Origin of the sequence: Vreelandella profundi (assembly GCF_019722725.1) — a bacterium.
In the GTDB taxonomy this organism is placed as follows: Bacteria; Pseudomonadota; Gammaproteobacteria; order Pseudomonadales; family Halomonadaceae; genus Vreelandella; species Vreelandella profundi.
Genome location: NZ_CP077941.1, coordinates 1,835,339 through 1,849,235, shown reverse-complemented (window position 1 = coordinate 1,849,235; position 13,897 = coordinate 1,835,339). Strand labels below are relative to the sequence as shown.

Below are 13,897 nucleotides of genomic sequence, written 5' to 3'. Positions count from 1 at the left end.
AATTTATTGATCGCGGGCCGTGATTAGCGGCTGCGGCGTTCCGGGGTCCGGTCCGGAAGGGCGGCAGTTTACGCAATCGCCGCTAAACTGACCAGTTTTAGCGCACAATTAAGCGAAATGCAGGGTTGGCGGGCAGCATTAATATCAACATGCTACGCTAATCGTCCACACTGTTAGAGGGCAACCAATGGCTACCATTGAACACAGTGAAATCGTTAATGCATCACCTGAGCGGGTGTTTGAGCTGCTGCGCCGTGTAGAAGACTTTGCTGACTATTCAGATTTAATTCGCTCTATAGATTCTCTAGGTGAGAATCGCTATCGGTGGCACGTGCGCGCCGTGGGCATGGACTGGGCATTTGACGTGCAGGTCACTGATATTCAGCCCCCAAATGTTCTCGCTTGGGAGTCGTTAGACGGCGTTAAGAATCAGGGTCGCTATCAGCTGAGAGGCGTTCCCGAAGGTACTGAAGTGGCGCTAACGCTGAGCTATGAAATTCGCAATCGGCTAATGGAAAAAGCCGTTAATAAAGCCGCTAAACCGCTGGTCGGAAAAATAAGCCGACAGATTCTGGAGCGTGTAGAGGCAAGGCTCAATGAATAAAGCGCCGCGACATGCGTGGCGCTGGGCGCTTGGCTTTGCATGCTGTGCCATGCTGGCTTATGTGTGGCTATGGTGTTCACCTGATCTGATGGCGATTAAACAGTGGGCATCGCAAGCATCGCATCATCCTGCGGTGATCGTTTCAGTAATGCTGATTATGGCAGTGACCCTAGCGATAGGGCTGCCCGGAAGTATCGGTCTATGGTTGATTGCGCCTTTTTATCCACCGTTAATGGCAACCATGATGCTCACGCTCAGTAGCGTTGCCGGTGCATTGGGCGCTTATAAAATAGCGGCGCGGGCAGGCAAACGCTGGAACCCCGGCGGGCTGACGTTAAAAGTCATGCAGACGTTAGAGCGGCGTAGCGATTTAATGACCCAGTCGGCGCTGAGAATATTGCCGGGCTTCCCACACTCGGTGATTAATTTTGCAGCAGGGTTGCGCGGCATATCGCTAAAAACGTTTCTGTTAGCTGCGGCGCTAGGCTTGTCCGTGAAGTGGGGCGTTTACAGTAGCGCCATTTACGGTGCGTTAGAGGCTATTGAAGAAGAAAATGCGCTGCAGTTCGACGTCGTACTACCGCTGATCGCATTAGCATTGCTACTGTTAATAGGTGCGTGGTTCAGACGTCGAATCGAAAGGGCAAGATGATCGTTAGAGAATGATCAATGGGGTTTATGCATAGAAGCGTCCAAGTGGTCAACGACCTCGGCCCAGTCGGCATCCTCAGCGACCGCTTCTTGTAGAAAGTCTGCCTGCCCTTCATTCCAGCAGGGCGCGTTGGCAAGGGGCATTGTGTCGGGCAGCGGCGCATTGCGCTGAATAAAGCGTTCGATGGAATCAGCATCAGACGCAAGACCTAGCTGCTCGAAGAGCTCGCTGAAATAGTGTACCGGCTTTTCCATGATCGATTGCTCCTGCAAATGGTTAGTTACTCTACACCATAGCGTGAATCTGATCTTAAGCCAGTGTGCAAAACGGCCAATGCGCTAGCGTTCACCGACGAGTGGCGTCAAAAAGCGCTGACGCTGATCGTTTAGAGATAGTGGCTGGGCTAGCAGGTGCGCAAGCTTAGTGAACGCCGCTTCGGGCGTCATGTCATCGCCTGAAAGGATGCCGGCATCGCTAAGCCCATGCCCGGCCGCGTAAGCACCTAGTTGGATACTGCCTTGCGGGCACTGGCTAATCGCGGCTAATAGCTTGCCTTCGCCACTGGCTTTAGCAAGCACATTTAGCAAGCTAGGGTCGTCAGGCAGATTGCCAGCGCCCCATAGTTGCAGTAGCGCGCCTTTAACCCGCGAATCACCCAGCCATGCGTCCAGTTGCCAGGCTGAAATGCCTGGCCAAAGCGCAATGCGCAGGATTTCTCCGCGGTCGACTAAGCGGTAGTCGGGTAATTCAAACCGAGGCGCGCCGCGCTGCTGAAGGCCAAGCCCGCGGCTAGGGTAATAAACAAAATCGTCGCCGACACGCTCACCGAGCACTGGATAATTGGGGCTCACAAACGCATTGAGTGCTTGGCTGTGGTGTTTGATAGCGCGGGCGCCGCGCAGCAGCTGTCCCGCAAAGTAAATGGCGACTTCTTGTAACGCGGGCGTGGCGGCGAACTGCAGCGCGCCGTGTAAGTTATCCAGAGCATCACTGCCGTGTGCTTCTAGCGGCAGCATTGAACCCGTGAGAACCACGGGTCGATCCACGCCTAGGAGCTGATAAGCAAGGCTCGCAGCGGTCCAGCTCAGCGTGTCAGTGCCGTGAATAATCACAAAACCCGAGTAGCTCATCAGCCGGTCATTGATATCGCGGGCTATCTGCTGCCAGGTAAGCGGCGTTGCCGCGCTTGAGTCAATCAGAGTGGCGTAGCTGATAATCTCATAAGCAGGTAGAGCCTGTCGCTGTGCTAGCGATAACCGGCCCAGCGCTGATTCCATGCGGGCAGCGAAATCGCCACCTGGCGCAAGCCCATGCGACTCTTGGCGCATGCCGATGGTGCCGCCGGTGTAGATGACTAAGATGCGTTCTTGACTCGGAACGCTGTCTGCAAGGCGGGAGTAGGTAGCCATCGTCATCTCCTGAGGCTGTGTACGAAGTCGGCGATCAGCCGGTGCGACCAACGCCCTGGATGAGCAGTTCGCCGCTTTGATCATCTAAACGCTGATTGCGACCGGCCAGCAGGGCAAAGCCGCAACAAACGCCGATGAGTCCCATCAACAGCCAAGCGATGGTCGATGTGCTGGCACCGGCTTGCAGCAATACTCCGACGCCGAAAGGGCCTAAGGCCGCCAAAGTGTAGCCGCCGCCTTGAACGAGGCCCGAAAGCTGCCCGGCTAGACGCGAGTTGGCGGTTCTTAACACTAATAAGCTAAGGGCAAGGCTAAAGCTGCCGCCTTGCCCAATGCCTAATATTGCCGCGCCTGGCCATTTCCACATCAGCGGTGCAACCAGCAGCATCCATAGGCCGATTCCGGTACACAGCAGGACTAGCAGCAGCGCAGGACGCTGGTCTCGGCCCATTCGTGCAATCCACGGCGCGCCCAACGCAGAGGCAAGCTGACACATAATGGAAACGGCCATTGTCCAGCCCGCATCGGCCTCGTTATAGCCGCGATCGACTAGCAGCGTCGGCAGCCAGCCAAAGACAATGTAGGCCATGGAGGACTGCAAGCCCATAAACAGCATAACGTGCCATGTCAGTGGCTGTTTAAGCAGGCGTAACGTGCCACTTTTTGATCGAGCTTGAGTGCTTGCAAGCGCAGAGTTAGGCATTTGGAAATGCCACAGCGCCAGCGCAAAAAATGCTAGTAGCGACCAACTCATTAAGCTTGCCTGCCAACTCCCCAGCATATTTGTTAGCGGTACGCTAAGCCCGGCCCCTAAGGCTCCCCCTAGGCATAGCGCCATGGTATACAAGCCGGTGAGCAGGTCCGCACTATCAGGAAGTTCTCGCTTAACTAACGCTGGAAGAAGCGTGCCGCCAATGCCGATTGCGCTGCCAGCCATTGCCGAGCCGATAAAAAGCACACCGGGGATAGGCAAGCCACGCAGAATAAGCCCTGCAGCGAGTAATAGCAGAGCGGCACTGAGCGTCCGCTCGCTGCCAATGCGTTTAGCTAGCAGCGGAGCAAGCGGGGCGGAAAGGCCCAGGCAGAGCACTGGCAGGGTTGTCAGCAATCCTGCGGCTGTGGCGGAAAGCCCTGTGCTTTCTTGCAGGCGGGTTAATAGAGGCGCCACCGAAGACATGGCGGGGCGTAAATTCAGCCCCACCGCAACCATCAGTAAAATAAACGTAATCGAACGACGATTAGCCATGGCCCTGCTACTTAAGGTGGGGACGCAGGTCTCCGCGAACCGCATCAAGTAGCGTAATAAAGTGGTAGTCCTGTGTGGTGTCCAGGCTGTCCACTCTAACGCTAGTACTCATGCCTTTATCAATGTGCAGCTGATCAAATATTTCTAAGGTCAGCTTGCGTGCGGGCTTATCACCGGGCGCCATAATGCCATCTTCAAGGGTGAAGGTTTCCAGTAGGGTGACCCGAACGCGAGTGCTGTTGCCTTCGCTTAGTACACGCCGCACAAACAGCCAGCCCTCGCAAGGCAGGGCATGATTATCGTCACGCTGGCGTAAAAACAGCGTGCGGTAGCAGGCACCTTCAACGGAGGCCTTTTCAGCCATGCTGCGATAGGCCTGCATCACTTGTTTAGCTGAGGCTCGTGCGTCTTCGAGACGTTGCACAATGCCTTGATGTTCGCGGCTGAGCTGTTCTTGACGTTGAAACGTCAGCCATTGGCGGTAGTCGGCCATAAGGTGGGATGACGCCATAATCACTCCATGAAAATTGTTCACGCCAAAAGGCTGGAAATAGATGCTAAAACAGCAGTTTGGAATATGCAAAGGGTTATCCTCTGCATATTCCGACAGTATCAATTAACGCCGAGCGCGCCGTTTGCGTTCACCACCACCGGCATTGGCACTTTGGCCCTCGGGTTTACGTTTAGCTCGCGGCTGGCGCTGATTACGGCGGCCGTTTTCGATCGGCTCGGCCTTGATGCTAGGGTCAGGCTCAAACCCCGGTTCAATGTGCTTTGGCAACGTCTGTTTGATCAGACGCTCGATACTGCCCAGTAGCGCGTCTTCATCAACACACACCAGCGAAACGGCTTCGCCATTGCTGCCAGCGCGACCCGTACGGCCAATGCGATGGACGTAATCTTCGGCAACGTTGGGTAGGTCAAAATTGACCACGTGAGGCAGTTCGTTAATATCCAGGCCGCGCGCAGCGATATCGGTTGCTACCAATACCTGCAGATCGCCGCTCTTAAATGCCGTTAATGCGCGAGTACGAGCGCCTTGGCTTTTATTGCCATGGATAGCCATAGCGGGAATATCTTGTTTAGAGAGCTGCTCGGCTAGGCGGTTAGCGCCATGCTTGGTACGTGTGAAAACGAGCACTTGAAACCAGCCATTCTGCTGAATTAAGTGGGCTAGCAGCTCGCGTTTTTTCTCACGATCGACGCGATAGATAGCTTGCTCAATTTTTTCGGCAGTCGTATTGCGGGGCGCCACTTCAATCAGCGCAGGGTTATCCAGAAGCTGCTGAGCAAGGGTTTGGATCTCGTTAGAGAATGTCGCCGAGAAGAGTAAATTTTGACGCTTTTTAGGCACTAGGCGTAGCAGGCGCTTAATGTCGTGAATAAAGCCCATGTCAAGCATGCGGTCGGCTTCATCAAGCACTAAAATTTCAACCGCGGACAGGTCAACGTGCCCCTGCTGGTGTAAGTCGAGCAAGCGGCCAGGCGTTGCAACGAGCACATCCAAACCGGCTTTAAGCGCGTCGATTTGAGGCTGTTGGCCAACGCCACCAAAAATGATGTGCGAGCGCAGCGCGAGATGCTGACCATAGGTGGAAACACTTTCACCAACCTGAGCGGCAAGCTCGCGTGTCGGCGTCAGCACTAGCGCACGCACCTGACGTTTTGCCGGACGTTTGCCGCCGTTAAGACGTTGCAGCATGGGGAGTGTAAAACCAGCTGTTTTACCAGTGCCCGTTTGGGCGCTGGCTAACATATCACGACCTTCTAGTACGACAGGGATAGCCTGTCGTTGAATCGGAGTAGGTTCGGTGTAACCTTGCGCTGTGACAGCGCGTAATAAATCGGCGTGCAGGCCAAGATCAGAAAAGCTCATGCGTTCTCCGCAGCCACCTAGTGAGTCAGTACTGGTAAGTAGTGTGTGCCACTAGATGTAATGTTCAAAAAGCGAGGTTGATTCACCAGCGCGGCAGCAAAGTGTGTCAGATAATTCACTGGGCAGCGATGGTCGTTGGTTAGCCGTGTGTGACCGTGACAGGTGACATGAAAGCGACAACGCTGAGAAGCGCTGCGGATTGATGTGCACGGACACATCAGAAAACTTACGTGTCGGTAATAAGCCGGGCAGTGTAACACGGTTATAACTAGGCAGCTTGTTTAGCTGCCTAGTATCAGCGAGGACCTAATGTCACAGCTCAGTCGACGTAACCGCCCTGGCGTATCTCTTGGGCGATAAGCTCAGCGGCTTGATCCCAGCTATTGCCGAGGGCGCGGACCAGTGCAGGGTAGCCGTCTTCCTCAAGCTTTGTTTGTGCATAGAAGTTTTCCATTACCAGCAGCTCGCCCTGGCTATTAAGCAGCTGCCACTGGCCACTCGTCACGGCAAAACCATCGAAGCGGCCTTGGAACTGTTCAATATCTAGGCGTAGCGTGAGGGCGTCTGACTGTGAGCCTTCTGCACGGACGACCCTGACCGTCGGCAGTGCTTGCGTTAAGCGAGCGCGTAGCCCGCGCTCAAGTTGCCTACCCAGGCCCTCAGCCCACTGATGCTCACGCGCGGCGTTCAGCGTAATATCGTCCAGCTGCATGACGATGCCGTCGACATCTAGGTAGTGGGCGAGTCGTGGAGCGCTCAGCCGCAGTGTATTGCTGGGCTGGCCTGATGCAATAACCGCTTGATCGCTCGGCAGCATATAGCGGGCCGGTGGCGGAACGCTACTGGCGCACGCTGACACCAAAAGGCAAATCAGCAGTGCTGGCAGACACCTCAGCCACGTCAACCTACTTGTCCCTATCAACATATTTGGCTCCTTAGTCGCGTGGTGCGCGTGGAATGGGGTCTTGGGTATCTAAATTATCAAACAGAAGCGCCCTTGGGTTATCGCTCAGCGTGCGTGCCAACGGCTGTAAGTCGCGCATCAAGCGGTCTAGTCGCTCAATGGCTGTGGTAAGGTCTTGATAAGCGGGTGAAGAAGGGGATAGCCCTTGCAGCGTGCTGCGAAGCTCTTCAAGAGTGGCGTTAAGGTTGCCACCTACGGCTTGCGTTTCAGGGTCGTTAAGCAGCTGATTAATAGAAGCGCTAGTCTCACGAACTTCGTTGAGAACGCTTTCAGAAGCCTGCAGATTACGCTCCAAGCCGGTCAGCAGCGGTTCTACTTCCAGCGCGTTTAGCTTATCGAGTAAATCGGTCACCTGCGCCTGTATTTGTGCAAAGCCGCCAGCCACCGTTGGGAATACTTTTCGGCCAGAAAATTCTTCGCTCACATAGCTTTCGTTAAGATCGCGCTGAAAGTTTAAGTCGACAAAAAGCGCGCCAGTCAGGAGGCTGCCGCTTTTTAGCGATGCGCGCAGGCCGAGCGCAAACATGCGATCAAAGCGTCCTGCCCATTCTTCCAAATCAATATCGTTATTCTCAATGCCCAGACGCTGAGGCTCAATTCTTATCAGCACGGGAATCGCGAAGCGGGCCCGCGAATCTGGCTGAGAGGCTGTAAAGTTCCAAGGTACGGCTGCGACGGTACCCATGCGGACACCGCGAAACTCTACCGGCGCTCCCTTTGAAAGGCCGCGCACGGTTTCGTCTGCCAGCAGCACATACTCTAGGTAGCGATTAAACGTGCCTTCTCGTGCGGTGTCTTCGTCGGCATACAAAATGAAGTGTGCATCGGCTTCAACCGGCTGCCCCATAGGAAGGTCTTCGGGGACGCCAAAGGTCACGCCCCCGCCAAGTAGCGCTTCAATTGACTCAACGTTAATGCGCACGCCATCGGAGCCTAAGCGAAAATCCACGCCGCTTGTCTTCCAAAAGCGCGTGCTGTCAGTGACTAGCTGCGTATAGGGCTCCTCGATGAACACCTTGTGCTGCATCGTGCGTGATTCGGGTTCAAAACTATTTTCCTCAATACGGCCGACGGTATAGCCCTGATAAGAAACAGGGTCGCCTACTCTCAGCGAATTGCCTAGTTGGCTACTGAGGCTAAGGCGCAGCCCCGCTTGACCGGCAGGTGCTACGGGAGGAGTCTCACTCACCGGAAATTCGCGGCGCGGCGCTTCATCGGTGCCGGGCTCAAGCTGAATGTAGGCGCCTGACAGTACGGTGCCTAGGCCGCTGATGCCTTCACGGCCAATACGCGGCTTGACCACCCAGAAGCGGCTATCTTGGCGTAGCATTTCCTCAACTTCAGGCTGAATGCGTGCCGTCATCACCGCATGAGAAAGGTCGTCGGATAGCCTCACGCTCTGCACGCGCCCAATTTCAACATTGCGGCTGCGAATCAGTGTATTGCCTGCTTCAATGCCCTCGGCGCTGTTCATGGTCAGCGTTACCAGGGTGCCACGGCTGGAATAGTTGTCGTAAACCAGCCACAGGCCAATAGCGATAGCGACAATGGGCACCACCCAAATGGGTGACAGGCGCGTTTGTCGCGATGTCTTCGCCTTGTTTAAATCCGTGCCGTCGCTTGGATCGGTGCTTTTTTGATCGGTATTTGTCGGTGTTTCATTAGCCATCAACAGGTTCCTTGGTGGCCGTTTTACGGCGTAAAAGAGAGCGGCGAGCTGGGAGAGGTGTATCCCAAATTAAGCGAGGATCAAATGTCATGGCGGCCAACATGGTTAGTACGACTACCGAGCCAAAAGCCAGTGACGCGGGGCCCGGTGCAATCGACATTAAAGATCCTGCGCGGATTAAAGCAACTAAAATAGCCACAACAAAAACGTCGACCATCGACCATCGGCCAATAAATTCTGTTAACCGATAAAGCCGAGTACGGCTTTGGGCATTCAGCGCACTGCTGCGTCTAACGACGAGACAAAGCCACGTTAACGCGCCCAGCTTGCCTAGGGGAACGATCACGCTGGCAATGAAGATCACCATAGCGATAGGCCATGAGCCCATTTGAATAAGCTGGACGACCCCGCCAATAATAGTCGAAGGCGTTGAGTTGCCTATGCTCGTGGTCGTCATTATGGGATAGATATTGGCGGGAATATACATAATGGCTGAGGCGCCAAGCAGAGCCCATGTGCGCTGCAAGCTATTCGGCAGGCGCTGGTGCAGCTTTTCATGGCAACGAGCACAGTGCCCTCGGCCACGCCCAGAAAGTCTGTTGATAAGCCCACACGTTGGGCAGCCGGTTAATCCTTGGCCAGCGGCCGGTATGCCTGTTTGCGTACCTTCTGGAGAGAGAGGCTCGCCCTCTAGAGAAAACCACATCCAGTCGGCATCAATGGATTGCGTGGTCATCAGTAACAGCAGTGCAAATGCGCAAAATGCCCAAAACGAAATGCCCAGAGAAACATCGGCTAAGCCGGCTATTTTTATCAGGCTTACCAGGGCGCCAATAATAAATACATCGGCCATCATCCAGGGCGTTAAATGCGATAGCGAGCGTGCAATGTCACGGCTAAAGGGCAAGGGCTGATCACGCAATAGACCAAACTGAAGCCACAGCACCCCCAGTAGATAAACGGCAGGCAGCACGACAATGGTCATGATGACGGCAATAGCGACCACGGGTTGATGAAAGCTAATAAGCGTAGTGGCAGTTTGCGATAGCTCAATGCGGTTGCTAACGCCACTTACGCTAAAACTAATAAAGGGGAATGACACCGCCAGGATCAGAGCGGTGAGTGCTGCTACGGCTAGGGCCATACTACGCTGCGCTGGGTAGCGATGGCGTTTGACAAGCACGTGTGAACAGCGTGGGCAGGTGGCTTTTTCACCTGAACTTAGCGGCGGCAGCGCCGATACCCAATCGCACTCATGGCAGGCGCGCAGGCGCCGGCGCTGAGTTCTAATCTCAGGCGGCGAAAGGTCAACAAGAGGAGTGTTAACCGGTAACGAGGGGCGTTTCATGAAACGTTGTGAGGGCAAAAGCCAAAACTCTCAGTGCGTATTTGTAGCAAAGCTACTAGGATGTGGCGCATTAAGCTGTCAAACACATATTTTAGCAATGTCGCGGGGCTAAAATATCGTCTAAAAAGCGCAAAGAAAAGCCTTTGGCCAGAGCGTCGGCGAGGGTGTCGATCGCTTCTCGATGGGTCATTGGCGCCGTAAACAGTGGATGCGCACTGCCTAATGCATTCCAGTATGCATTCCAGTTTTATACAATGTCTGTCTAGGTCTTCGTATCTAAGCGTAAAGCTCATGAAATAGCATTTGAACATGATGCTAGGAAATAGCACTTTGTCATAGCACTTTATAGTAGTGCTTTTATAGAACGATGCTTCTACAGAACGATGCTTTGATAGAAAACTTAGTCATATTGCCTGAAGATAGCGCCTGAAACTGAACTTGAAAACAGCACCTGAAAATGGTGCCTGTCATTATGCCCATAAGGAAATGAAATGTTGCTACCAGTATTAGCGGTTGCGTTCGGATTGGCGTTGCTGGTTTGGAGTGCCGAGAAATTTGTTGAAGGGGCTGCGGCAACGTCGCGCTGGCTAGGGCTTTCGCCTTTGCTGATAGGGATGCTGGTCATAGGCTTTGGCACCTCCGCACCTGAAATGATGGTGTCGGTGCTGGCCGCGACGCAGGGTAATCCGGGCTTGGCGGTGGGCAATGCCTACGGCTCAAATATTGCCAACATTGGTCTAGTGCTGGGGTCTGTGGCGCTTATTGCGCCGCTGGCCGTGCACTCTAGCGTTATTCGCAAAGAAATGCCGCTGCTGATGCTATTCACGCTAGTCACAGGGTTGATGCTGCTAGATGGCATGGTGGAGCGCTGGGAGGCGCTATGCCTGCTGTTAGCGCTTGTTGTGTTCATTGTGGTCAGCATCATCCTTTCGCGTAAGCAGTCCGACGATGCGCTAGTCGCCGAGGTCGCAGAAACCCTTGAAAGTAAGCCAATGTCCCGCGGTAAGTCCATCATGTGGACGCTGGTAGGGTTGGTTTTATTGGTGGCAAGCTCGCGGTTACTGGTGTGGGGGGCGGTTGAAATCGCCGTGCGTTTTGGCGTCAGCGACTTGATCATCGGGTTGACCGTTGTTGCCGTCGGCACGTCTTTGCCAGAGCTTGCATCCTCTATCAGTGCCTTGCGCCGTAAAGAGCACGATATGGTGCTGGGTAACGTCGTAGGCTCTAACCTGTTTAATAGCCTGGCCGTCGTGGGGATTGCTGGACTGATCGCGCCGATTGAAACAGGGCGTGAAGTGTTGGTGCGCGATTGGAGCGTTATGACGTGTATGACGCTGCTTATGATCCTATTTGCATTTTCTTGGCGTGGGCGTCCGCGTCGAATTAATCGTTTAGAAGGCGGTATCTTACTAGCGCTATTTGTTGCTTACACCGGGTATATGGTGAGTATCGTTGTGATGTCTCAGTAAAGTTGCATGGATAAAACCGAGAAAAGAGCAGCTATGCAGCGCGGTGCGTCAATGCGACTCATCTTTGCTGCGTAGCACTTGTTATATGATGTTTGCCTAAGAGGGTGCTTTAGAAGGGCCATTTTAGTGGCCAAATAAGCTTAGCGAGTTTAGCTAGAAGTTTTTTGTCGGCTAAGCTTTAGCTAGGCTTGTGTTAGCCCATTAACGGGATGCCGATTCAGGTTTTGGGAGAGTGATATGGAACTTGATCCACTGTTGTTATCACGATTGCAGTTTGCATTTGTGATCTGTTTCCACACTATTTTCCCGGTGTTTACCATCGGCCTCGCTTCCTACATTGCGTTGCTTCAGGGGCTGTTTTTTAAAACTCATAATCCTGCCTGGGATCGTTTGGCGCTATTCTGGACGAAAGTCTTTGCTGTGGTTTTCGGCATGGGCGTAGTGTCTGGCATCGTAATGTCGTTTCAGTTCGGTACGAACTGGAGTAATTACTCGATGGCGGCCTCCAACTTTTTAGGCCCCATGCTTAGCTATGAAGTTGTGACAGCCTTTTTCCTAGAAGCTGCCTTCCTAGGGATATTGCTTTTTGGACGCGGCAAAGTTCCCCAAGGCGTTCACCTGTTTGCGGCCATTACTGTCGCGGTAGGGACTTTTATATCCGCTTTCTGGATATTGTCAGCCAACAGCTGGATGCATACGCCGGCTGGCGTCGAGCTAATTGACAATCGATTCCACGTTACTTCCTGGTCTGAGGCAATTTTTAATCCCTCTTTTCCTTACCGCTTTGCCCATATGGCCCTGGCGTCGTTTATCACCGGTGGCTTTGTGGTGGCAGGCGTGAGCGCTTGGTTTTTGGTGCAAGGTCGCGACCCAGAGGCCAATCGTCGTGCGCTATCTATGTGTCTCTGGCTGCTGCTGTTTTTAACCCCAGCGCAGGCAGTGGTGGGTGATTTCCACGGTTTAAACACGTTAGAGCACCAGCCGGCTAAAGTCGCCGCTATGGAAGGGCACTGGGAGACTTCTACTAACGTACCGCTGCTGCTGTTCGCTATTCCAGACCAAGAGGCGCAAGCCAATAAATTTGAACTCGGTATTCCTAGCCTGGCCAGCATTATTCTGACGCACTCGCCTGATGGTGAAATACCTGGCCTTAATGAAGTAGCTGTTGATGAACAGCCGCCAGTGATTATTGTATTTTGGGCTTTCCGAGTCATGGTCGGCATTGGGCTATTAATGATTGGTGTGTCGCTGATGGGGCTGATTTTGCGTCGCAACGGGCGTATTTATAGTCAGCGATTATTTTTGAGGGCCTTAACCGGCATGATCGCACTGCCTTTTATCGCGGTGTTGGCAGGTTGGATCGTGACGGAGTCTGGGCGCGCGCCCTGGTTGGTTTACGGCATAATGACGCATGCTGAGGGCTTAACGCCGTCACTCACCGGCCCCATGGCATTGTTTTCACTGATTGGCTATATCCTGGTTTACGCCGTGGTGTTCTACGCAGGCATTTATTATCTAACACGAGTCGTGCGTAACGGTATGTTGCCGGAAGACGAGCGTGAAACGACTGATCACAATGTCCATCGTCCTATGCGGCCGCTATCTGCTGCGCATACCTCTTTTGATGATGACGTTGACCCGGTGAGGAGCTGAGCATGGAAATGTTTGATCTGACGTTAATCTGGGCCTTCATCATTGGTTTCGGCATCATGATGTATGTGCTGATGGATGGGTTTGATTTAGGGCTGGGAATTCTCTATCCCTTTGCGCCCGATGAGGATGCTCGCGATGTAATGATGAATTCGGTCGCACCGATATGGGACGGCAACGAAACGTGGTTAGTACTGGGTGGCGCTGGCCTGTTAGGCGCATTCCCATTGGTTTATTCAGTTTTCCTGCCAGCGCTTTATATCGGCGTTTTCCTGATGCTTGCCGGTTTGATATTTCGCGGCATTGCCTTTGAGTTTCGCTTCAAATCAAAGCGTAATCGGCATTGGTGGAACCGTGCTTTTTGCTGGGGGTCGGCCATTGCGGCCTTTGCTCAGGGCGCAGTGGTAGGGGCCTATATTCAAGGCTTTCCCGTTGAGGACTTCGTCTATGTTGGCGGCGCGTTTGATTGGCTGACGCCTTTCTCTGTGCTGACTGGTCTTGGCTTAATGGCCGGCTATGCATTGCTCGGTGCTACTTGGCTGATCCTGAAGTCTGAAGGTCATGTTCAGGACTGGGCGTATAAAATCACGCCTATGTTACTCGCGCTGGTGCTGTTCGTGTTTGCGGTGATTAGCCTCTGGACGCCCTTTGTAAATCCTCGTGTGTGGGAACGCTGGTTTGGCAATATTCAGCTAATTTGGATATTCCCGGCGATGGCGCTGATGTGTTCCTTTATCGTTTATCGCTCGGTGCAAAAACGTCGTGAACTTGCGCCTTTCCTCGCCACGATTGGTATCTACTTCTTTACCTATTTAGGCCTGATTGTCAGCAAATGGCCGGTTATCGTGCCACCGAATTACACGCTGTGGGATGCAGCATCTGCACCAGAATCTCAGCTGTTCCTGCTGGTAGGTATGGTGTTTGTTATTCCTGTCATCTTGGCCTACACCGCTTGGACATATTGGGTTTTTCGCGGCAAAGTACGTGTAGGTGAGGGATATCACTGAGCG

At 53.5% G+C, this 13,897-nt stretch carries 13 protein-coding genes; 5 read left to right on the top strand and 8 right to left on the bottom strand.

Going from position 1 to position 13,897, the window contains the following annotated elements; genetic code table 11:
* Positions 1-187 precede the first annotated feature (187 nt).
* Both KUO20_RS08480 and KUO20_RS08475 read left to right on the top strand, forming a co-directional pair.
* A complete protein-coding gene (locus tag KUO20_RS08480; protein ID WP_235039455.1) occupies positions 188-604 on the top strand; it encodes an SRPBCC family protein in 417 nt (138 codons plus the stop codon).
* Complete coding sequence (locus KUO20_RS08475; RefSeq protein WP_235039454.1) at positions 597-1,256, top strand: TVP38/TMEM64 family protein; 660 nt, start codon at positions 597-599, stop codon at positions 1,254-1,256. The genes KUO20_RS08480 and KUO20_RS08475 overlap by 8 nt, the downstream gene beginning before the upstream one ends.
* Before the next feature lie 14 nt (positions 1,257-1,270).
* Here the strand turns inward: KUO20_RS08475 and KUO20_RS08470 are convergent, their stop codons facing one another.
* The 8 genes from KUO20_RS08470 to KUO20_RS08435 all read right to left on the bottom strand — a co-directional run bounded on the left by KUO20_RS08470 (position 1,271) and on the right by KUO20_RS08435 (position 9,768).
* On the bottom strand, positions 1,271-1,510 hold the full coding sequence (locus KUO20_RS08470; RefSeq protein WP_235039453.1) for a DUF2789 domain-containing protein: 240 nt from the start codon (positions 1,508-1,510) through the stop codon (positions 1,271-1,273).
* Between the two features lie 84 nt (positions 1,511-1,594).
* Complete coding sequence (locus tag KUO20_RS08465) at positions 1,595-2,665, bottom strand: asparaginase (RefSeq protein ID WP_235039452.1); 1,071 nt, start codon at positions 2,663-2,665, stop codon at positions 1,595-1,597.
* 34 nt (positions 2,666-2,699) lie between these two features.
* Positions 2,700-3,911, bottom strand: coding sequence for an MFS transporter (locus KUO20_RS08460; protein ID WP_235039451.1), 1,212 nt, complete (start codon positions 3,909-3,911; stop codon positions 2,700-2,702).
* Between the two features lie 7 nt (positions 3,912-3,918).
* Positions 3,919-4,422: a hypothetical protein gene (locus KUO20_RS08455; protein ID WP_235039450.1), complete on the bottom strand. Its 504-nt coding sequence runs from the start codon at positions 4,420-4,422 to the stop codon at positions 3,919-3,921.
* Positions 4,423-4,527: 105 nt separating this feature from the next.
* The gene (locus KUO20_RS08450) at positions 4,528-5,787 is read right to left on the bottom strand and encodes a DEAD/DEAH box helicase (protein ID WP_235039449.1); all 1,260 of its coding nucleotides are present in this window, start codon (positions 5,785-5,787) and stop codon (positions 4,528-4,530) included.
* A gap of 319 nt (positions 5,788-6,106) precedes the next feature.
* Positions 6,107-6,604, bottom strand: coding sequence for a PqiC family protein (locus KUO20_RS08445; RefSeq protein WP_235039448.1), 498 nt, complete (start codon positions 6,602-6,604; stop codon positions 6,107-6,109).
* 118 nt (positions 6,605-6,722) lie between these two features.
* Positions 6,723-8,420 carry an intermembrane transport protein PqiB gene (gene pqiB, locus KUO20_RS08440; protein ID WP_235039447.1) on the bottom strand — a complete coding sequence of 566 codons (1,698 nt, stop codon included), beginning with the start codon at positions 8,418-8,420 and terminating at the stop codon, positions 6,723-6,725.
* On the bottom strand, positions 8,413-9,768 hold the full coding sequence (locus KUO20_RS08435) for a paraquat-inducible protein A (RefSeq protein WP_235039446.1): 1,356 nt from the start codon (positions 9,766-9,768) through the stop codon (positions 8,413-8,415). Before KUO20_RS08435 ends, pqiB begins: the two co-directional genes overlap by 8 nt.
* A gap of 491 nt (positions 9,769-10,259) precedes the next feature.
* On the opposite strand from KUO20_RS08435, the gene KUO20_RS08430 reads away from it, so the two are divergent.
* From KUO20_RS08430 to cydB, 3 genes are all read left to right on the top strand, one after another.
* Entirely contained in the window at positions 10,260-11,237 is a 978-nt protein-coding gene (locus KUO20_RS08430; RefSeq protein WP_235039445.1) for a calcium/sodium antiporter, read from the top strand.
* A gap of 237 nt (positions 11,238-11,474) precedes the next feature.
* Positions 11,475-12,890: a cytochrome ubiquinol oxidase subunit I gene (locus KUO20_RS08425; RefSeq protein ID WP_235039444.1), complete on the top strand. Its 1,416-nt coding sequence runs from the start codon at positions 11,475-11,477 to the stop codon at positions 12,888-12,890.
* A gap of 2 nt (positions 12,891-12,892) precedes the next feature.
* Positions 12,893-13,894: a cytochrome d ubiquinol oxidase subunit II gene (gene cydB, locus KUO20_RS08420; RefSeq protein ID WP_235039443.1), complete on the top strand. Its 1,002-nt coding sequence runs from the start codon at positions 12,893-12,895 to the stop codon at positions 13,892-13,894.
* Positions 13,895-13,897: the final 3 nt, after the last annotated feature.